19 protein-coding genes are annotated in these 19917 nt (G+C 65.8%); 8 read left to right on the forward strand and 11 right to left on the reverse strand.

The window, feature by feature from the left end; translation table 11 throughout:
* Window positions 1-201: 201 nt before the first annotated feature.
* The 8 genes from BST13_RS25570 to BST13_RS25605 form a co-directional block, all read right to left on the reverse strand.
* A complete protein-coding gene (locus tag BST13_RS25570) occupies window positions 202-993 on the reverse strand; it encodes an ABC transporter ATP-binding protein (protein ID WP_245839796.1) in 792 nt (263 codons plus the stop codon).
* Window positions 971-2005 (reverse strand): taurine ABC transporter substrate-binding protein, encoded by a 1035-nt coding sequence (locus BST13_RS25575; protein ID WP_083166852.1) that lies wholly within the window; start codon window positions 2003-2005, stop codon window positions 971-973. The genes BST13_RS25570 and BST13_RS25575 overlap by 23 nt, the downstream gene beginning before the upstream one ends.
* Complete coding sequence (locus BST13_RS25580) at window positions 2002-2847, reverse strand: ABC transporter permease (protein WP_425437053.1); 846 nt, start codon at window positions 2845-2847, stop codon at window positions 2002-2004. Before BST13_RS25580 ends, BST13_RS25575 begins: the two co-directional genes overlap by 4 nt.
* Window positions 2848-2998: 151 nt before the next feature.
* Window positions 2999-3616 carry a DUF1345 domain-containing protein gene (locus BST13_RS25585; RefSeq protein WP_083166887.1) on the reverse strand — a complete coding sequence of 206 codons (618 nt, stop codon included), beginning with the start codon at window positions 3614-3616 and terminating at the stop codon, window positions 2999-3001.
* Window positions 3617-3646: 30 nt separating this feature from the next.
* Complete coding sequence (locus BST13_RS25590) at window positions 3647-4366, reverse strand: transporter (protein ID WP_083166855.1); 720 nt, start codon at window positions 4364-4366, stop codon at window positions 3647-3649.
* Window positions 4367-4386: 20 nt separating this feature from the next.
* Window positions 4387-5679 carry an NAD(P)/FAD-dependent oxidoreductase gene (locus BST13_RS25595; protein ID WP_083166857.1) on the reverse strand — a complete coding sequence of 431 codons (1293 nt, stop codon included), beginning with the start codon at window positions 5677-5679 and terminating at the stop codon, window positions 4387-4389.
* Window positions 5663-6991, reverse strand: coding sequence for a saccharopine dehydrogenase family protein (locus tag BST13_RS25600; RefSeq protein ID WP_083166858.1), 1329 nt, complete (start codon window positions 6989-6991; stop codon window positions 5663-5665). The genes BST13_RS25595 and BST13_RS25600 overlap by 17 nt, the downstream gene beginning before the upstream one ends.
* Entirely contained in the window at window positions 6978-8237 is a 1260-nt protein-coding gene (locus tag BST13_RS25605) for a saccharopine dehydrogenase family protein (protein WP_083166861.1), read from the reverse strand. Before BST13_RS25605 ends, BST13_RS25600 begins: the two co-directional genes overlap by 14 nt.
* Window positions 8238-8422: 185 nt before the next feature.
* Here BST13_RS25605 and BST13_RS25610 point away from each other — a divergent pair, with 185 nt between their 5' ends.
* Window positions 8423-9910: a flavin-containing monooxygenase gene (locus tag BST13_RS25610; protein ID WP_083166862.1), complete on the forward strand. Its 1488-nt coding sequence runs from the start codon at window positions 8423-8425 to the stop codon at window positions 9908-9910.
* A 16-nt stretch (window positions 9911-9926) separates the two neighbouring features.
* Entirely contained in the window at window positions 9927-10889 is a 963-nt protein-coding gene (locus BST13_RS25615; protein WP_083166864.1) for an alpha/beta hydrolase, read from the forward strand.
* Here the strand turns inward: BST13_RS25615 and BST13_RS25620 are convergent.
* Together BST13_RS25620 and BST13_RS25625 are read right to left on the reverse strand one after the other, a co-directional pair.
* Window positions 10876-11982, reverse strand: coding sequence for an NDMA-dependent alcohol dehydrogenase (locus BST13_RS25620; protein WP_083166865.1), 1107 nt, complete (start codon window positions 11980-11982; stop codon window positions 10876-10878). The two genes, BST13_RS25615 and BST13_RS25620, sit on opposite strands and share 14 nt — an antisense overlap.
* Window positions 11983-12117: 135 nt before the next feature.
* Complete coding sequence (locus BST13_RS25625) at window positions 12118-12768, reverse strand: TetR/AcrR family transcriptional regulator (protein WP_083166888.1); 651 nt, start codon at window positions 12766-12768, stop codon at window positions 12118-12120.
* 124 nt (window positions 12769-12892) lie between these two features.
* Here BST13_RS25625 and BST13_RS25630 point away from each other — a divergent pair, with 124 nt between their 5' ends.
* Together BST13_RS25630 and BST13_RS25635 are read left to right on the forward strand one after the other, a co-directional pair.
* Window positions 12893-14203: a flavin monoamine oxidase family protein gene (locus tag BST13_RS25630; protein WP_083166867.1), complete on the forward strand. Its 1311-nt coding sequence runs from the start codon at window positions 12893-12895 to the stop codon at window positions 14201-14203.
* Between the two features lie 10 nt (window positions 14204-14213).
* A complete protein-coding gene (locus tag BST13_RS25635; protein ID WP_083166868.1) occupies window positions 14214-14663 on the forward strand; it encodes a hypothetical protein in 450 nt (149 codons plus the stop codon).
* A gap of 6 nt (window positions 14664-14669) precedes the next feature.
* Here the strand turns inward: BST13_RS25635 and BST13_RS25640 are convergent, their stop codons facing one another.
* A complete protein-coding gene (locus BST13_RS25640) occupies window positions 14670-15977 on the reverse strand; it encodes a cytochrome P450 (protein WP_083166870.1) in 1308 nt (435 codons plus the stop codon).
* Window positions 15978-16102: 125 nt separating this feature from the next.
* On the opposite strand from BST13_RS25640, the gene BST13_RS25645 reads away from it, so the two are divergent.
* The 4 genes from BST13_RS25645 to BST13_RS25660 all read left to right on the forward strand — a co-directional run.
* On the forward strand, window positions 16103-16774 hold the full coding sequence (locus BST13_RS25645) for a TetR/AcrR family transcriptional regulator (protein ID WP_083166871.1): 672 nt from the start codon (window positions 16103-16105) through the stop codon (window positions 16772-16774).
* Between the two features lie 10 nt (window positions 16775-16784).
* Entirely contained in the window at window positions 16785-17789 is a 1005-nt protein-coding gene (locus tag BST13_RS25650) for a magnesium transporter CorA family protein (protein ID WP_083166890.1), read from the forward strand.
* Window positions 17790-17966: 177 nt separating this feature from the next.
* On the forward strand, window positions 17967-19502 hold the full coding sequence (locus tag BST13_RS25655) for a Re/Si-specific NAD(P)(+) transhydrogenase subunit alpha (RefSeq protein ID WP_083166873.1): 1536 nt from the start codon (window positions 17967-17969) through the stop codon (window positions 19500-19502).
* A gap of 38 nt (window positions 19503-19540) precedes the next feature.
* The coding region (locus tag BST13_RS25660; RefSeq protein WP_211296179.1) for an NAD(P)(+) transhydrogenase (Re/Si-specific) subunit beta at window positions 19541-19917 on the forward strand (377 nt) is incomplete at its 3' end.

Raw genomic sequence — 19917 nt, forward strand, 5'->3', positions numbered from 1 at the left:
CGCGCCTCCATCTCGCTTCCGCAGATAACCATCGAACCGGCGCCCGCCCGTGACCACACCGGGCTTCTGATCCGCGCCGCAGCCACACCTTGAATCACTGCCCACGCGGGCCCGTTCACGCCTGACCATCGACCGCGAATTCAACGCAGATGTCGCTGCCCGGGTGGGTTTGCAACATCAACGTCGAATTCGATGCGGGAACTACGCAGCGGCAGCCTTCACGGCGTCGCCGACCTCGGTACGCAGCTTCAGATACTCAGGGGAACGTCGCAGCTCGTCGGCGGACACCCCGGTGCGCGGCAATTCGACCGGCAGGTCCAGCGCGACCTTGCCGGGCCGCCGGGTCAGCACCACGATGCGCGAGCCCAGGAACGCCGCCTCGTCGGCACTGTGCGTGACGAACACCGTGGTGCGGCCCGACTCCGCGCTCACCTGACGCACGTCGTCCTGCAGCCGCTCGCGGGTCAGCGCGTCGAGCGCCGCGAACGGCTCGTCGAGCAGGAACAGCGGGGTCTCGGCCGCCAAGGCCCGGGCGATCGCCACCCGCTGCTGCTGGCCGCCGCTGATCTCCCAGATCTTGCGGTTCCCGGTGCCCTCCAAGCCGACTCGTTCCAGCAGTTGCTCACGCCGGTCCGCGCGGCGCTCACGCGGCACCTTGGCGTACTTGAGCGCGAGGTCGATGTTGCCGCCGACGGTGCGCCACGGGAACAACCTCGGCTGCTGGAACACCACGCCTGAGCTCACCCCCGGCGTCGGGCGGCTCCCGGCCACCTGTACCTCGCCCTCCGACGGGGTTTCGAACCCGGCGATCAACCGCAGCAGGGTGCTCTTGCCGCAGCCCGAGGCGCCCACCAGCACCAGGAAGGCGCCCGGCTCGACATCGAGGTCGACCGGCCCCAACGCGGTCACCTTGTCGGCGCCCCGGCCGTAGCGGTGGGCGACGTTGCTGATGCGCAGACTGCCCTTGGCGTCATTGCTGTTTGGTGAGGACACCGGGGAGTCCTTTCGTGTAGATCGCATCCTGGAAGGTCGTCAGCGGCGAAGGCGCCGGGATCTGCTTCTGGTCTGCCAAAAACTGCGAGGCACTCTGCAGGTTCACCGCGACGTTGCCCGGCTTGCCTTCGGTACCAAGCCATTCCGGCGACGCGACCTGTTCGGGTGTCAGATACACGCCCTGCTTGAGCTGCCCGGCGACATCGTCGGGGCTCAGCCCGATCTCGGCGGCGATGGCCTTGGCGGCTGCACCGGGGTCGTCCTTGATGAGATTGAGCGCACGGGCTTCCTGCTGCCGCCACACGTCGACCACATCGGGATGCGCTGCTGCGAACTCGTTGGACACCGCGGACAGATCCAGCGTGGGTTTGCCGTCCTTGGCCAGCTGACGGCTGGTGATCAGATCCTTGCCGGTCTTGCGCAACTGATCCAGCGTGGGCAACCACGTGTACGCGGCCGCGATGTCACCGCGGTCCCACGCGGCCAGGATCGCCTGGGGCTGCAGGTCGATCAGCTGAACATCGTTGGGCGACAGACCATTCTGAGCCAGCGCGGCGAGCAGGCTGTAGTGCGCGGTCGACGCAAACGGGGTGGCGACGCGCTTGCCTCGCAGATCGGCGATCGTGTTGATGCCGGTGCCGTTGCGTGCCACCAGCGCCTCGTTGTCGCCCGCGACGTCGAGAACGAACCCCACCTTGTACGGAATGTTCAGCGGCGCCGAGAGTCCGCGCGCCACCGGGCTCGACCCAATGGCCCCGAAGTCGAGCTCCTTGGCGATGAACGCGGTGTTGACGTCGGCGCCCGAATCGAATTTCGTCCACTTGATGTTGTAGCCGGGCAGCGCCTGTTCCAGCCACTTGTTGTTCTTGACGACCAGGTCACCGCTCGGGAAAGACTGGTACCCAACACGAATGGTCGGTTTCGCGGCGTCCTGGCCGGAGTGGTCGACGGCGCAACCGGCCAGGGTGAGCGCTGTCGCCGCGAGCAGTGCGGCAAGTCTGCCGATTCTCATATCTTTCCTCTCCAGGGGACCGCCCGCCGCTCGGCGGAACGCAGCGCTCCGTCGATCACCAGGCCCGAGATCCCGATGGCGAAGATGCCGACGAGAACCACCGGTGTGTTGTTGTAATTGCTTGCGTCCTTGACCAATCCGCCGATACCGGGGATGCCGTTGAACAACTCGGCGGCGACCACCGACGAGTAGGCCATCCCGACAGCCAGCCGGACGCCGGTGAACGTCTCGGGCAGTGCGGCGGGCACCACGACGTCGCGGATCACCTGCGCACGCGTCGCCCCCAGAGCGCGGGCGGCCTCTTGCAACCCGACCGGGGCGGCGAGAACGGCGGCGGTGGTGGCCACGGCCGCGGGCGGTAGCGCGGCCAGCGCCAGCAGGGTGATCTTCGGCGCTTCGTCGATGCCCAACCAGATGACGAGCAGGAAGAAGTAGGCCAGCGGCGGCAGCGCGCGCAGGAAGGTCAGCCAGGGTTCGAGCACGCTGCGCAACCAGCCCACCGAACCCATCACCAGGCCCAGCGCGACGCCGACCCCCACACCGATCACCACACCGGCCAAAACCCGGCGCAGTGTCATGTACAGGTGCTCGATCAGCAGGTATCCCGCGTAACCGCGGGTGCCGTCATGCGTGGTGGAGACATCGATGAAGGCCCGCCACACCGTGCTCGGGTACGGCACGAAGGTCTGATTCCAGATGCCCGCCCAGGCCACCACTTGCCACACCGCCAGGAACACCACGACCGACGCCAACGGCAGGGCCAGTTTGGTCAATCGGGCCCGCCACCGCGACGGCGGGGCAGCGGCGGTTGGCGCGTCGGCGGCGGACTCAGCTGGGGAAATACTCGTTACGACGGACACGCACCTTGACTTTCTGTGTGGTGGAAAGGCTTACGAGGCGCGCAGGCAGCAGCGTCGCGGCGGTGTCAGGTTCACGAGCAGTATTGGTACCGGGCTCCGGCGCCCGCGAGAAGATCTCTGCTCACGCAGAGTTTTATCCGACGAGGTTGATCACCAGATTGATGGTGCACGCGATGATCACGGTGCCGTAGATATAGCTGAACAAGCAGTGTTTGAGCACCTCACCACGCAGATGCGAGGTGGTGACATCGGTATCGGATACCTGATAGGTCATGCCGAGGTTGAACGAGAAGTAGTAGAAGTCCACATAGCGTGGTGGCACATCGGAATTGAAGTCGATATCCCGCACCTCGCCCTGGTAGTAGATCCGGGCGTAACGCGCGGCGTACATCGTGTGCAGCAATGCCCACACCGTCAGGATCGCCACCAGCGACATGCCGGCATATTTGGCCTTGTCCGCGTCGTTGGCCGAGGCCAGCAGAATGCCGATCGAGGTCAGGCTCGCGGCGAGGATGAGCACCAGCACGAGGTCCCCGACGTCGCCGTGGACGTCGGCGTCACTGGCATGATCGCGCGTCTGATCGGCGTCCATGGGCCACAACACGGTCAACGCCCACACCACACTGAGCCCCGCCGTGACGATGACGACCGTCAGCAGACCGACCGGCCAGCGCCCCGATACGAAGCCTGCCGCTGCCCCGACGACCAGGCCGGTGGCCAGGCTGATCCAGAACCTGGTGGCACCCGATATCGACGACCGATCGCTCACGGCTGCCCCCGATCACCCCGGACTCGGCTGGTCCACTTCTGACAGTTCAGCCTTGATGCGTTCCTGGCTTTTGTCCAGCGCACGATAGCCGTAGTAGTAGGTGATCAGTTGCAGTCCCCAGGTGGTGAGGGCCGCGGTGTAGAACATCGTGCGGTTCCCGTCGTCGCCGGGTACCTGGTAGAAGTCGTAGGTCGCCGCGATGACGGCCCCCATCGCGGTGACGACGGCGACGCGCACGGCGTGGCCGGTCTCGCCGACCCGCCACAGCCGGGCGGCGAAGTACATCAGGAAGATGCTGGTGAGAACGTTCACCACGACGAAGAACACTGCACCGGCCACACCGATGTGATGTGTGACAGGCGACGCGGTCCGTAGGGCGTACACCGTCAGCCCCAGTCCGGCCGCCGCCGCAAGCGCGAACACCGCGATATCGACTGTCCGCGAAGGCTTATAGCCGTGTGTGACCGCCATCAGGCCCAGCACCAGGATGAGGGTGATCCCGACCGATCTGGAGAACGCGTCGAAGAAGATCGCGACGTGAAAACTCGCACTGGCCTGGCTCAAGCCGAGCATCCCGTAGACCAGGAAGTTGACCCCGGAGGTCGCCACGATGATCCATTCGAGCCCCAGCAGATAGTTCTTGTGGTCCCGGATGAACTTCCACCCGTAGGTGAACCCGGCGAAGATCATGAGGAGATCTGCGAGTGCGAACAGTGCACCTTTGATGTCCATGCCAACTCCTTAGGGGTGGTTCACGACGCGCGCGTGAGCCGATCGAGTGCGCGGTCGACGCACCAACCGAGGTTCAGTGCGGACTGGCTGACGAAGCTGGGCCAGAATCTGCCGTCGTGCCAGATGGCCTTGAGATCGTCCGGCATGGGCGCGCCGGAGAGTCTGTCGGCGAGCATGTGCCCGACGTACTGCGCCTGCGCGAAGCCATGGCCGTTGCACGCCAACGAGTACAGGACATTGGGCGCCGCCTCCCCCGCGACCGGCAGCCAGGTGGAACTCATGCCGATCCAACCGCCCCAGGCCCGTTGTGGCGCAACGTCGTGCAATCCTGGGAAGCGATCCCGGAAGCCACGGAGCAGATCTTCGGTCACCGGAGCCGACGGCGTGCGCGCGAGAAGCGATGCCTTGGTCGTCTCCAGACGCCGGGTACCGAAAACGATAGTGTTCCTGGGCGTTACGCGGTAGCTCTCCAGGATCATGTGCGCGGTCACCAGCGGCGCGCGACTGGTCCAGCCGATGGCATCGAGGCGCTCGGGCGCAACCTGCTCCGTCTCTACCAGCGACGTCCAGACGGGCGAGACCAACCTGCGCGGCGTGATCGCGAGGTCCTTGCCGTAGGCATTGGCGGTGAGCAACGCCTGCTTGGCGCGCACCCGTCCGCCTGCCGTCTCGACCGTCACTCCGGCGGAACCGGCCGCGACGTCGCATACCTTTGAGCGTTCAAAAACTCTTGTGCGAGACCTCAAAACGGCGCTGCGCAGGCCGAGTACGTACTTGCCGGGGTTCAGCGTGCCACCGACACCCTCCCGCATGCCGCCCAGGAATCCGTCTGGCAGCCCGGCGTTCGGCCCTTCGACGAACTCGGCCGAGGAACCTGCTGCTGCCATGATCTTCGCGTTCCGTCGGGCCTTGCGCAGTTGTCCCTTCGACACTGCGGCCTGCACGATGCCGACCTTCTCGAAGTCGCAGTCGATATCCCGCCCCGCAATCGCATCCTGCGTGAATTCGACCGCCGCTTCCGCGAATTGGAATAGCGCCCGAACCTTTTCCCGCGGGAGCAGCAGCGCCAGCAGGGCCGGATCCGCCGCGATCGAGTTGGTGACGTAGCCCGCGTTGCGGGAACTCGCACCCCAGCCGCAGGTTTCGGCCTCGATGAGCACGACGTCGGCGCCAGAGTCGGCGAGGCGCAGAGCCGCCGTCATGCCGCCGACGCCGCCGCCGACGATGGCGACGTCACACGTCACGTCCCCGGTCAGTGTCTGCTGCAGGTCTGTGGGCTGATGAGCCCAGCCGGTTTCAGTGAGAAGCTGCATCGGACAGGCTCTTTCGTGCCGTCACCGCAGTGCTCGGGGTGACCACAGCCTCGACCACCTGGTGCAGTGGAGCCCCGCCGGTGGCTGCCAGCGCGCTGTAGAAGTTCTCCGGATCGGCCCAGTCCTCGGGCGCCAAAACCCCCGACCGTTCGCCTAATTGGTCCATTGCCAGCAGCATGAACGCCGCGGTGGCCGACCCTGTAAGCGATGCCATGGTGGTCCACGGGGTACCAGGGCCGCTCACCGGTGCCCGCCGCACCGAAACCACCGGCTGTCCACCGCGTTTGCCCGTCACACGCACATAATTGGTACCTCGGAACGGGGGATGCTTCTTAACTGCCGATGTCGCCATGAACTTCAGCACCTCGACCACGCCGATCTCACCGCGACGAATCGTGCCCCAGAGCCCCGACAATGCGTACCGCCATACCTTGAGCGAGCCGGTCTTGTCGGTCAGGAGGTCATTGATGAAGTCGATGGCCTCGTCCATCGAGATCTTGTTGTCCTGCACAGCCACCGCGACACCACGCATGATGCCGTTGGTCGGCGGTGGATCGAGTGCACCCAGCACCCGAATACGATCGGCTCCCGGCCAGCGTCGCGGCAACGTCACTGCTTCCGGATGTGCGCACTCGTAGAACCGGTAAGAATCGCCGAGTGAATTGCCGACGTCGAATACGTCTGTCTCCAAGAATGTTTGGTGGGTCACTGCGTGCCCGTGTTCCCAGGTATGGCACGGGCCGGCGAATCCGCGGATCGCATGGTCGAGCACAGCACGCCCGAACGGCACCGGCCCCTCATCACCGGTCACCCAGCAGATGTCGATGCGCTCAACGACATCCATGTCGCGTGCCGCGTCGGCGGTCATCACATTGGTGTATCCGGGCGATGCGCCACAGCAGATGAGGATTGGGACGCCCGCGGCCCTGGCCTTGGCGTCGAGTGCCAGCGCCGCCCGCGTGCTCGCCTCGTCGTCGTCGAGGTCCAGATAGGGCACGTTCTTCTCGATGCACGCCTCCATCACCGGCTCCGCGGTGCGGTTGTACGGGCCCGCACCCAGCACGACGAGATCGGCGCCGTCGATGGCCTCGCGCAACGCGGCATCGTCGAAGAGGTCGAACGAGCCGACCGTCGCGGTGCCGGCCGGCAGGGTCTTGACGAAGTCCGCCAGGGTTTCCGGCCGGATGTCGTACAACTCCAGCTGCCAGTCTCCGGCGCCGGCGGCCCTGACGAAACGCTCGATCGCGACGCGGCACATCTCACCGGCAGCGCCGATGAACACGATCCTCTTTGTGGAGTCAGTTGGTTGCATCGAGAATCTCCTCTCGCGGCGTGCCGACACGTTCGAGCCCCTCGTAGAACTTCTCTGGGTCGGCCCATTCTTCGGGCGTGAAAACGCCGGCGCGAGTGCCGGATTCCTCGCCAAGCGCCACCAACATGAACGCGGCACAGGCGGTTCCGGTCGCCGCTGCCATATCGGTGAACAGGTAGGTGCCCGGACCGCAGACCGGGGTACGCCGGCTCACCGCAGCGGGCAGGCCGTTCCGGAGGCCCGTGACCTCGACCTTCAGTCCCGACTTGTAGGGGAAGGTATGGCCGACCGCTGCCAGGGCGAGGAACTTGATCAGCTCGGTGCGGGACGCCTCCCCGGTACGCAGGAGGTTGCGTAAGCCGGACAGGGCGTGACGCCATCCCGTGACGCTGCCGAACTTGTTGGTCAGCAGCGCTTCCAGGAAGTCGATGGCCTCCTCGACAGGCATCTGGCCCTTCTGCACGGCCAAGCCCACACCGCGCACCAGGCCGTTGTAGGGTGCCGGGTCCAGGCCGCCGAAACACCGAATATTCTTGGCATTGGGGTACTTTCGCGGCAGTGTCACCGGCTCGGGGTGGGCGGTTTCGTGCACCATGGTCAGCCCGAGCCCACCACCCAACTCCGTCCAGCGGGTCTCCAGCCAGGATTGGCGCAGGACGGGCCCGCCGTTCTCCCAGGTCATACAGGGTCCGGCGGCAACGCGCAGCATGTGGTCGAGCACTGCACGACCGATGGATCCTCGCTCGTCGCCGACCACCCAATACACATCGATGTTCTCGACGGTGTCCAGTTCGCTCGCCGCGTCGGCAACCATCACGTTGGTGATACCCGGTGATGCACCGCATCCGATGTACATCGGCACGCCGGCCGCTCGTGCGTCGTCGTTGAGCGACAGCCCGTGCAGGGTGCTCTCTATATCGTCATCGAAGTCGAGATAGGGCACCTTGGCCGCCAGGCACGCTTCCATCACGGGTCCGGCTGTGCGGTTGTAGGGACCGGCGCCCAGCACGACGAGCGCGGCGCCCTCGATGGCGTCGCGCAGCCCCTCGGGGTCATACAGGTCGAGCCGCGCGGCGGTGGCAAGCCCAGCTGGCAACCGTTGCAGCAGTTGGTCGAGCAGTTCGGGTCGGATGTCGTAGAGGGCAAGCTCCCAGTCGCCGTCGGCCACCGCGAACCGTTCGATCGCGAGACGACACATCTCACCGGCGGCGCCGATGAAGACCACCCGTCGTCGGCTGTTGGCCATGGCTTGCTCCCTCTGTTGGTCCCGCCGTCAGGCTCGTCACGCGAAGCGAACTCGACTCGGGATCGAATTTAAGTCCGGACTCCGCGGCTGTCAATCCCCTGGTGCACCATTGACGCTCAACATGCTGCCCGATAAAGTCGATCCAGAGTCGACTTTGACTTGACCGCGCTGCAGCAGGAGAATGCATGACCACAGCGAAGACCGCGGACTTCGACGTCTTGATCGTCGGCGCCGGGATTTCGGGGATCGGCGCCGCCTATCACCTGAAGACCTTCCGTCCCGACACGACATTCGCCGTCCTGGAAGGACGGGACTCGATCGGCGGCACGTGGAGCCTGCACCGATACCCGGGCATCCGCTCTGACTCGGACATGCCCACTTTCGGCTACAGCTTCAGGCCGTGGACGCACCGCAAGGCGATCGCCGACGGGCACATCATCCTCGATTACCTGCAGCAGACCGTCGACGAGTTCGCCCTAGGCGAGCACATCCGCTTCGGCACCAAGGTTTCGGCCGCGAACTTTGATACAACGCAAGGGATCTGGACAGTGTGCACCACAGATCCGGTGACGGGTGAGAGCACGACGCTGACCTCGAGGTTCCTCTTTCTGGGCACCGGGTACTACGACTACGACGAGCCCTTCATCCCCGACTTCGCCTGCCGGGACGACTTCGGCGGCCAGGTGGTCCATCCCCAGCAGTGGCCGACAGGCCTGGACTACACCGGCAAGCGGGTGGTCGTGATCGGAAGTGGCGCAACGGCTGTCACGCTGATCCCGGCGATGGCCGACAAAACCGCTCACATCACCATGCTGCAACGCTCGCCCAGCTACGTATTCTCGATCCCGGCTTCCGATCCGGTCGCCAACGTGCTCAACGGGATCCTCGGCCACAAGCGTGCGTCGAGGATCATTCGCAGGAAGAACGTGGCCCTGGGTCGCGGGCTCTTCAAGGCGTGCCAGCGATGGCCCAGACTGATGCGCACGCTGCTGATCGGCCGGGTCCGCATGCAGGTCCCCAAACACTTCGACGTCGACACCCACTTCACGCCGCGATACAACCCGTGGGAGCAGCGGCTGGCCATGGTGCCCAATGGTGACCTGTTCAAGACGATCTCGGCGGGCAAGGCATCGGTGGTGACCGACCGCATCGACCGGTTCACCAAGACCGGGATCCTGCTGGAGTCCGGCCAGGAACTCACCGCCGACATCATCGTCACCGCGACCGGGCTGAACATGGCACCGTTCGGCAAGATCCAGCTCAGTGTCGACAGGCGCCCCGTCAGCCTTCCCGACACGACCGCCTACAAGGCGATGATGCTCTCCGGTGTGCCGAACTTCGCGTATGCCGTCGGGTATACGAACATCGCCTGGACTCTCAAGGTGGAACTGGTCTGCGAGCACTTCTGCCGGCTGCTGGACTATATGGACGCCCACGGCCACGGCACCGTGGTCCCGGTGTTCGACGACCCTGTCATGGACCGCGTGCCCATGATGGACATGACCTCGGGCTACGTGCAGCGGGCAATCGCCAAGTTCCCGCGAGCCGGCACGAGCGGCCCGTGGACGCTCAGGCACGCCTACGAGATCGACGTCGCACGACTGCGCCACGGGCCGGTCGAAGACGCCGCGCTCAGGTTCACCCCGAAAAAGCCCGCACTCGCGGTGTCCTGAGCGGAAAGCCATTGCAATGACCAAGAATCTGTACTTCACCAGCCATGGTGTCCGCTGTGGAGCCACCCATGTCCCCGCCCGCAGCGATGCCCTGACGGGGCCGTCAGGGCGGCCCTGCGTGGTCATGGCACACGGTTTTTGCGGCACCCGTGACTCCGGCCTGCTTTCTTACGCAGAAGAATTCGCGACGGCCGGCATCGAGGTGCTGACGTTCGACTACCGCGGCTTCGGCGACTCGCACGGTGAGCCGCGTCAAGACATCGCAGTCCGCCGGCAGCGCCAGGACTACCATGCGGCCGCCGCGGTGGCTCGGCATCTGCCGGCAGTGGACGCGGGCCGAATTGCGTTGTGGGGCTATTCCTATGCCGGTGGGCATGTCATGGCAGTGGCCGCGCAGAACCCGGCGATCGCCGCGATCGTCGCGCTCAACCCAGCCACCGACGGCCGCGCCACGCTCGCCCACATCGCGCGTCGTCGCGGTGGCGTCGCGCAGCTCGCTCGGCTGACCGCACACGGATTGCTCGACGCTGTGTCGAGCCGGCTCGGTCGCGGCCCGCACTACCTACCGGCGGTGGGAGAACCCGGAACGACGGCGCTGGTCACCAGTCCGGGCGCGGCACAGGCTTTCGCCAACGTGGCGGGGCCGACCTGGCGCAACGAGATAGCAGCCCGCACGGCACTCGAAGTCGGGTTCAACCGGCCCACCACATTCGCCGGCCGGCTGGCCTGCCCGATGCTGATGCAGGTCGGCACCGACGACGACATCGCGCCGCCTGCCGCGGCGCGTCGCACCGCCGAGAAGGCCGGCCGTCTGGCGCACTTGTGCGAATACCCCATCGGCCATGTCGAGGCCTTCGACGGTGGCCGCTGGCAACAACGGGTGCGCGACGATCAGCTCATGTTCTTGTCCCGTGTCCTTGATCCGTCGCGCGCAGGTGATGCCCACCTGCGCGCCCGCGCGGATCTCAGTGCACGATGATTCCACGAATGTTCTTGCCGTCACGCAGATCCTGATAGCCCTGGTTGACGTCCTCGAGCCGATATCTGGTGGTGACGAGCTCGTCGAGCTTGAGCTGGCCGGCGTCGTAAAGCCGCAGCAACCGCACGATGTCGTACTGCGGATTGGCGGAACCGAACAGCGTGCCCTTGATGGTTTTCTCGTTGAGCGTCAGATCGAGCCCTGACACGTGGACAGTGAGCTTGTCCGGGGCCGCCATGCCGGTGACGACGAGCGTCCCGCCCTTACCGATGACGTTGAACGCTGCCGTGACCACCTCTTCGTCGACGGTGCCGACCGTGACGATGGCCTGATCGGCGCCCTGTCCCCACGACAGTTCGTTGACCTTGTCCGCGGCCGCTGTGGCATCGTGAAACACGTGTGTCGCACCGAATTTCAGCGCTGTGTCGCGCTTGAACTCGATCGGGTCGACCGCGATGACGTACTTAGCGCCGGCGTGGACCGCGCCCTGCACGGCATTGATGCCGATGCCGCCGATGCCGTACACGACGGTGATGTCGCCGTTACGCACACCGCCGGCATAGTTGGCACTCCCCCAGCCGGTCGGTACGCCGCAGCCGACCAGGACCGCGGTCTCCAGCGGCAGCCAGTCGTCGACCTTGACCACGGAGTTCTGCGATATGGTCGCGCGCTCGGAGAAGGTCCCCAGCATGCACATGGCACCGAATTCCTCACCACCACTGTGGAATCGGAATGAACCGTCGGGCATGCAGCCTTCCAGGATGGTGGCGCCCATGTCGCACAGGCTCTGGCGGCCGGTCGAGCAGTACCGGCAGTGCCCGCAATTCGGGATGAAGCTGCACACCACGTGATCACCGGGCTTGACCTTGGTGACGCCGGGGCCGACCTCTTCGATGATGCCGGCGCCCTCGTGCCCACCCACAATGGGAAACCGCGGCGGCAGATCACCATCGGTGAGGTGCAGATCGGAGTGGCACAGGCCGGCAGCGGTGTACCTGATCAGCACCTCGCCGTCGCGTGGGCCGTCGAGGTCCAGCTCGACGATCTCGAACGGCTTGCCCGCTTCGAAAAGTACGGCGGCGGTTGTTTTCACGGAATTCCTCCATCGATATCGATTCGAAGTCGGGTTTCGAGGAGCGTACGCAGCGCACGCGTCGACTGTCAACGGTCGATCGGTCGAACCGTGACATCACCGATGCCACAAGTGGAATGAAGAAACCGTGCGCGGCTACTTGGCCTTGACCCGCTGTGCGGTCTTCGGCGCATAGGTCTGCAGGTGTGCGGCGAGCATCCGCTTGGCCTCGTCAAGCGTCGCGTCGTCACCGGCCGGTGAGCGCTGGAACGCGACGTCGAACAACCGGTCCCCCGCTTCGAAAACCAACTGGATCGCGAGCAGCGGGGTATTCGCACGGATGAGCTTGCGCTCGATGAGACGTTGCCGGAGGCGCTCGGCCCACGACAGGTGGATGGTCTCGGCGATCTCGGTCAGGGTTGAGTTGCGGCCGACGAACCACAACTGGACGAAGCTCGGATTGGCCCGGAAGTAGTCCGCGATGTGCGTGACCACAGCATTGATGACGCCGGTCAGGGTCTTGGCCTTCGCGTCATTCAGCCCCGCGGCGAATTGTTCGTCGAGCGCGGCCGCATGGCGCTTCACCAGTTCCGTGTCGACCTGCCCGCGGTCAGCGAAGTAGTGATACAGGGAGGCGGTCGGAATGCCTGCATGCTCACCGATGGCCTTGAGCGTGGCGGCCGCGTAGCCCTGCTCGGCGAGCAGTGTCTCGGCCGAATCGAGGATTGCCTGCACGCGCTCGACCCCCCGGCGCTGCACCACAGCTGAGCGGCCGGATTCCCGGCGCGGAGGCTTGGTCTCGAACACGATTCCACATCGTATCAGCGCGTAGCCCGCCGAATACCCGATCAGCAGGACCGTTGACGGCACATGCCAACTGCCATTAAAGTCGATTACGATTCGAGTTTGACTTCACCCATGACGGAGGATTATGTCCACCCACTACGACGTCGTCGTCATCGGCGCAGGCTTCGCCGGAGTCGTCGCAGCGCGCGACCTGAGCGTGCAGGGCCACTCGGTGCTACTCCTGGAGGCCCGCGACCGGGTCGGTGGACGCACCTGGACCGCCGCCGGATTGGGCCGTCAACTCGAGTACGGCGGCACCTACGTCCATTGGACCCAGCCCAACATGTGGCAGGAACTGCAGCGGCACAACATCCCGCTGCAGATCCCCACCGCGCCCACCACCATGTACTGGATTGCACAGGGCACCACGCACTCCGGCTCGCCGGAGGAGTACGGCGCTGCCGTGGAGCCGCTCATGAGCCGGTTCTTCGCCGACGCACGCGAGGTGTTCCCGCAGCCGTTCGACATCGGCCTCGTCGACACCAGCGCCGTCGAGAAGGAGACCATCGCCGACCGGCTCGCCGCGCTGGACCTGCCCCCGTACGAGCACGACCTGCTCGATGGGGCGATGGCCGGGCTCGTCACCTCCTACCAGGATCACGGTGTTGCCCAGTTCCTGTCGTGTGTCGCGACGTATTTCGGCAGCTGGGCAGCGTTCTTCGAGACGGCGGGCACCTGGCCGATCGAGGGCGGCACCAAGCGGCTGCTCGATGCCATCATGGCCGAGTCCAAGGCCGAGGTACGGCTGTCCACCCCGGTCACGGCGGTCACCGACGACGGGTCGACAGTCACCGTGACGACCCGCGACGGTGATCAGATCCGAGCTCGCGCCGCCGTCGTCGCGGTGCCCCTGAACACGTTGGGCGACATCACCTTTACCCCCGACGTCCCAGCGGCATCACGCACCATGATCGACGAGAAGAACCCGATCATGGGCTCCAAGATCTGGGTGCGGGCCAAGGGCGAACTCGAGCCGTTCCAGGCTGTGGCACCGGTGGGGCACAACCCGATCAACGCCGCGCGCGTGGAGTACCACGCCGACGGGGACACCTTCATCATGTGCCTGTGTTCCAACGGCGCCGACATCGACGCGACCGACACCGCCGCGGTGCAGCGTGCGCTGCGGGACTTCCTCCCCGACATCGAGGTGCTGGAAACGGCGTGCCACGACTGGGCAACCGACGAATTCTCGAAGGGTGGTTTCATGGTGCACCGCCCCGGACACTTCACCAACGGCGCTGTGAAACTGCGGGAGGCCCACGGGCGCATCCACTTCGCCGGTAGCGACATCGCCGGCGTCGAGGCGGGCGCGATCGAGGGCGCCATGGACACCGGCGCCCACGCCGCCCGCAGCATCGCGGCAAACTTTCAGCTGGATCACAGCGCCGGCCGGTAAACATGTGCGCATGGACACTGCGACCGTAGACAGCCAGTACGCCGCGCTGCAGCAACAGGCCCAGCAGACATCGGCGTTGCTGCAGGCACTGGCCGGCAAACTATCGACCGCGGCTGCCGCCGGGGATACCAACGCTCGGGAGTGGGCGCTCGACCTCAAGGAGATCGCGCTGGCGATCCGGGACGAGGAGAGCTCCACCACCCAGCTGTTGACCGCCATCCATGCGCTGGTGGACAGCCACGTCCAGGCGCCGGTGTATCAGCAGCCCGAACCGCAGTACCAGCAGCCGCAGTACCCGGCGCAGCAGGCCTACCAGCCGCAGTACGCGCCGCAGTACCAACCCCAGCAGGGCGGGGCGCTGCAGCACTTCCTGGGCGGCCGGTTCGGCCAGGCGATCGTCAACGGCGCCGGCTTCGGCATCGGCGACGACATCGTCAACAGCATCTTCGACCGGCTCTGACGGCCGTCACCCCGTCAACCCGACGACCTCCGTTCGCCTGCTGCCCAATTGGGCCGGCAGCCGCTCGAATCCGTGCAGGTTGACCAGATCACGCCGCCTCGGTGGCTCGGTCAGCCGAAGATCGGGATAGGACTCGAACAGGGCGCGCAACGCCGTGGCGCCTTCGATGCGGGCCAGGGCGGCACCCAGACACGCATGGATTCCCGACGCGAAGGCAAGGTGGTCGCGGGCATTGCGGCGGGTGACGTCGAAGACTGCCGGATCGGGGAACACCCTCGGATCACGGTTCGCGCCGCCGAGGAGCACCGCGACCATGTCGCCGGCCCGAATGCGTTGTCCCGCAACCTCGATGTCACAGTGCGCGGTGCGGGCAGTCATCTGGACCGGGCTGTCGATGCGCAGGATCTCCTCTACCGCGGAGGGCCACAGGTCGGGATTGTCACGCAGGCGCCGCAGCTGATCGGGGTGCTGCAGCAGCAGGACGATGCCGTTGCCGATGAGGTTCACCGTGGTCTCGAAACCGGCGCCGATGAGAAGCGCTGCGTTGGCGGTGAGCTCGCGTTCGGTGAGCGTGTTGTCGGCAGCCATGCGGCTAAACGGGTTGTCGTCGGGAGCACCGGTCCGCACGCGGCGGAAGTGCTCGGTGAGGTAGCCGTCGATGCCGCGTAGCCCATCGATGGCCTTGCGGTAGGTCCGCCAGCGAATTCCGATGTCCAACAACGGTGCTCCGTGGTGTCCCCACTGCAACAGCCGTGCATGGGTGTCGTCGGGCAGCCCGAGGATCTGGGCGATCATCGCGACGGGCAACGCCGAGGCGAAGTCTGCGATCAGGTCCGGCTGCCGGCTCGCGGCGAGTCGGTCGATCAGCTCGCGCGTCACCTCGGCCACCCGGGTGTCGAGGGTGTCGATGGCCCGCGGCGTGAAGCTCTGCGCCACCAGTTGGCGGTACCGCGTGTGGTCGGGCGGATCGACGATCACCATCGCAGGCGGCTCGACCGGGTTCGCGACGCCCGGGTCAGTGCGCGCGAGCAGGGCCCTCAGCGGTGCGGGCAGCTCCATGCCCGTGGGCGGCGTGACACCGAACCGTTTGTCCCGCAGTATCTCTCGACACACCGCGTGATCGACGCTGGCCCACGCGAAAGGCGTACGGATCAGCGGCCCGCGCGCCCGTATCTCCTCCATCAGCGGATACGGATCGCGCCCATGCCCGTGATTGACGATCAGCCGGGCCACGGGATTGCCCGCCTGAAATCTCATGAACGTCCTCGGCACCGCGTGCAGAGCCACCCATCGCGCCCACAGTCCGATGTTCATCAATGCCCTCCCCGAGCCGCGATCGATCCCTAGAATGAGACTGAGAGACAAATAGACGCTCAACGTCTCGCCTGTCTCGATGACTACGCTACGACGGCGGGCATCCGCAGGCAAGGAGGAGTTGCGTGACGACGACGCGAACAGCCGACTTCGTGCGCCGGCTCACCCGACCCGACCCCGCGGTGCTGACGCTGGTCCGCGAGCCGGACGCGATCAGCACCCGCATCCTGGCGGCAGCCCTGGAACAGGCTGAGCTGGTGGGCATTCGGCGCACCACCATGGAAGACGTGGCGCGCCGCAGCGGGGTCGGCCGCGCGACGCTGTACCGGCGCTTTCCCACCAAGGACGCCCTGATCGACGCGCTCGTGCTCGCCGAAGCCCGTCGCTACCTGGAGGGCAGCGACAGGGCTCGTGCGCAGGCCGAGACCTTGGAGGACCGCATGGTCTTCGACACCGTGTTCACGGTGACGTTCCTGCGCGAGCACGCCCTCCTCAAGAAGCTGCTGCGCACCGAGCCCGAGACGATCCTGCCGAGCCTCACCGTCGACGCCGGCGCCATCATCGATTTCGCCACCGAGCACTCAGCCGCGCAGCTACGCACCGACCTGTACGGGACGGCGGAGACCACCGAGGCCCAGGAACGCCATCTGCGCACTGTTGCCGAGTTGCACACCCGGCTGACGTTGTCCTTCATCGTCACGCCGCACTCCAGCATCAAACTCACCACGCTCGAAGACACGCGTGAGTACGTGCGGACTTATATGTTGCCGATGGTCACTGCCGCGGAGCGTGATTGACTCGATGGCCATGACCCGGGTGCAGGGGAGGATCTGGCGAGAGGGCCTGCCGGTCGACGGTTTCACATTCGACGGGATCTCGGACTGTCTGACAGACGAGAACACCTTGATCTGGGCGGACATCTACGATCCGGATCACGACACCCTGCGGGCACTCGCCGAGGAACTCGGGCTCAACATCTGGGCCGTCGAGGATGCCATGGCACCCATGGAACGCACGAAAGCGTCTGTGTACCACACACATACGTTCTTCACGGTGTACGCGGTGCACCTGCGGATCCCGACCGACGACATCTCCAGCACCTTGGTCAAGCACCGCATCTCGGCGTTCGTCCTGCCCCGCGGACTCATCACTGTGCGACTGCCACCGGCTGAACCGGAGCCCACCGATTTCGACGCCGACGAAGTCTCCCGGCGCTTCGACGAACTCGGCGGGCAACAGTACGGAGTCGGCGCACTCGTACACGGTCTGCTCGATGTGGTGGTGGACGGACATTTCGAGGCGGTCCAGGAACTCGACGATGCCATCGAGTCGCTCGAGGACGAACTGTTCGACGACGGTGGGCCACGACGTGGGCTACAGCGACGCACCTTCCGGCTGCGCAAAGATCTGGTCCAGCTACGCCGCGTCGTGCTGCCGATGCGCGAGGTGGTCAGCACCATCCAGCATCGCCGCATGGATTCGCAGATCTCGCCCGAACTCGACCCGCTCTACGCCGACCTCTACGACCACGTGCTGCGCGCGTCGGAGTGGACGGAATCCCTGCGCGACATGGTCACCACCGTGTTCGAGACCAACCTGTCGCTGCAGGACGCCCGGCTCAACACCGTGATGAAGAAGCTGACCGGCTGGGCCGCGATCATCGCGGTTCCCACTGCCATCACCGGTTTTTACGGCCAGAACGTCGTATATCCGGGCATCAACACCGTCGTGGGATTCATCGCCAGTTCGACGCTGATCGTCGTTCTCGTGGTCCTGCTGTACGTGATGTTCAAGCGTCGCGACTGGCTCTGAGACTTATCTCACAGGTCCCCCTTTTGGGGGATATTGGGAGTCAGACCAAATTGAACACCGCAGGTCAAAGGTAGGACCCAAAGCCAAGGGCGCCGTCGGGCATTGGAGGACGTACGAGATAGCCGAACTCAAATGCAAGACTCATCCATGCCCAATCAACAGATCGGACACAAGTAGATGATCATCGGGATTCCGCGCGAGTCTCAACCAGGAGAAACGCGCGTCGCTGCCACACCACAGACTGTGGGACAGATTACCAAGCTCGGCTACACCGTCGTCGTCGAATCGGGCGCAGGGGTGGCCTCGAGTTTCGCCGACAGCGCTTACGTAGCGGCCGGCGCCGAGATCGGCTCGTTCGAGCAGGTATGGGCAACGGACGTGGTGCTGAAGGTCAACGCGCCCACCGATGATGAGATCGCCGCGATGAGCGACGGCGCGACCCTGGTCGCCCTGATCTCCCCGGCCTTGAAACCCGAACTCGTCGAGAAGCTCGGCACGCGTCGCATCACGGTGCTGGCCATGGACGCGGTGCCGCGCATCTCCCGCGCCCAGTCCCTGGATGTGCTGTCGTCGATGGCCAACATCGCCGGCTACCGGGCAGTGATCGAAGCCGCGCACGAGTTCGGCCGATTCTTCACCGGTCAGGTGACCGCGGCAGGCAAGGTGCCCCCGGCCAAGGTGCTCGTGGTCGGCGCCGGGGTCGCCGGTCTGGCCGCCATCGGCGCCGCGGGCAGCCTCGGCGCCATCGTGCGGGCCACCGACCCCCGCCCGGAGGTCGCCGATCAGGTCGCGTCCCTGGGCGGGGAGTACCTCGCGGTGGATCCCGAGGCCGCCGAGGTGTCGACCACCGGCTACGCCAAAGAGATGGGCGAGGACTACAAGGCCCGCGAAGCGCAGCTCTATGCCGAGCAGTGCAAGGACGTCGACATCATCATCACCACGGCGCTGATCCCCGGTCGGCCCGCGCCCCGCATCATCACCGCCGCCATGGTCGCGTCGATGAAATCGGGCAGCGTGATCGTCGACATGGCCGCGGCCAACGGCGGCAACGTCGAGGGCACCGTCAAGGACCAGGCGATCGTGACCGACAACGGCGTGACGATCATCGGCTACACCGATCTGGCGGGACGCCTCCCGGCCCAGGCGAGCCAGTTGTACGGCACCAACCTGGTGAACCTGCTCAAGCTGCTGACGCCGGAGAAGGACGGCAAGCTGATCCTGGACTTCGACGATGTGGTGCAGCGGTCGGTGACCGTGGTGCGCGACGGCGAGATCACCTGGCCGCCGCCACCGGTGCAGGTGTCCGCCGCGCCGGTCACCAAGCCGACCGCCGAAGCGCCTTCGGCCAAGCCGGAAAAGCACCCGATGTCGACCGGACGCAGGCTCGGGGTGACCTTCGCCGTCGCCGCCGCGGTCTTCGCGTTGATCGCGATCTCCCCGAGCGCACTGCAGGTGCACCTGACCGTCTTCGCGCTGGCCATCGTGATCGGCTATTACGTCATCGGCAACGTGCACCACGCGCTGCACACCCCGCTGATGTCGGTGACCAACGCGATCTCGGGCATCATCGTGGTCGGCGCGCTGCTGCAGATCGGCCAGCACAACGTCGCGGTCACCGTGTTGGCCTGCGCGGCGATCCTGCTGGCCAGCATCAACGTCTTCGGCGGCTTCGCGGTGACGCGCCGCATGCTCGCGATGTTCTCCCGCAGCTAGCGCCTGCGCCCCCACACGACATCTTTCGAATGGATCCCATGTTCACCTTGGAAAACGTTGCCTCCGCGGCATACGTCATCGCGGCACTGCTGTTCATCCTCGCCCTTGCCGGCCTGTCCAGGCACGAGACATCAAGAGCCGGAAACACTTTCGGCATCGTCGGCATGGCCGTGGCACTGATCGCGACCATCGCACTGGCCCTGGACCGCAAGATCGAACCCCTGGGGCTGGCCCTGCTCGTCGGCGCCATGATCGTCGGTGCGGCGATCGGGCTGTGGCGTGCCCGGGTGGTCGAGATGACGGGCATGCCCGAGCTGATCGCGCTGCTGCACTCATTTGTCGGCCTGGCCGCGGTGCTGGTCGGCTGGAACGGCTACCTGCACGTCGAGAACGATCTCGCCGGCGCCGAGGCCGC

It is taken from the genome of Mycobacterium aquaticum (assembly GCF_002086485.1).
Taxonomy (GTDB): domain Bacteria; phylum Actinomycetota; class Actinomycetes; order Mycobacteriales; family Mycobacteriaceae; genus Mycobacterium; species Mycobacterium aquaticum.

Excerpts from the sequence above, each read along its gene's own strand:
- BST13_RS25630 (WP_083166867.1), top strand. The coding sequence starts at position 12,893 with ATGTCCACCCACTACGACGTCGTCGTCATCGGCGCAGGCTTCGCCGGA.
- BST13_RS25615 (WP_083166864.1), top strand. The coding sequence starts at position 9,927 with ATGACCAAGAATCTGTACTTCACCAGCCATGGTGTCCGCTGTGGAGCC.
- BST13_RS25575 (WP_083166852.1), bottom strand. The coding sequence starts at position 2,005 with ATGAGAATCGGCAGACTTGCCGCACTGCTCGCGGCGACAGCGCTCACC.
- BST13_RS25600 (WP_083166858.1), bottom strand. The coding sequence starts at position 6,991 with ATGCAACCAACTGACTCCACAAAGAGGATCGTGTTCATCGGCGCTGCC.
- BST13_RS25655 (WP_083166873.1), top strand. The coding sequence starts at position 17,967 with ATGATCATCGGGATTCCGCGCGAGTCTCAACCAGGAGAAACGCGCGTC.
- BST13_RS25605 (WP_083166861.1), bottom strand. The coding sequence starts at position 8,237 with ATGGCCAACAGCCGACGACGGGTGGTCTTCATCGGCGCCGCCGGTGAG.
- BST13_RS25590 (WP_083166855.1), bottom strand. The coding sequence starts at position 4,366 with ATGGACATCAAAGGTGCACTGTTCGCACTCGCAGATCTCCTCATGATC.
- BST13_RS25595 (WP_083166857.1), bottom strand. The coding sequence starts at position 5,679 with ATGCAGCTTCTCACTGAAACCGGCTGGGCTCATCAGCCCACAGACCTG.
- BST13_RS25650 (WP_083166890.1), top strand. The coding sequence starts at position 16,785 with ATGACCCGGGTGCAGGGGAGGATCTGGCGAGAGGGCCTGCCGGTCGAC.
- BST13_RS25610 (WP_083166862.1), top strand. The coding sequence starts at position 8,423 with ATGACCACAGCGAAGACCGCGGACTTCGACGTCTTGATCGTCGGCGCC.
- BST13_RS25635 (WP_083166868.1), top strand. The coding sequence starts at position 14,214 with ATGGACACTGCGACCGTAGACAGCCAGTACGCCGCGCTGCAGCAACAG.
- BST13_RS25640 (WP_083166870.1), bottom strand. The coding sequence starts at position 15,977 with ATGAACATCGGACTGTGGGCGCGATGGGTGGCTCTGCACGCGGTGCCG.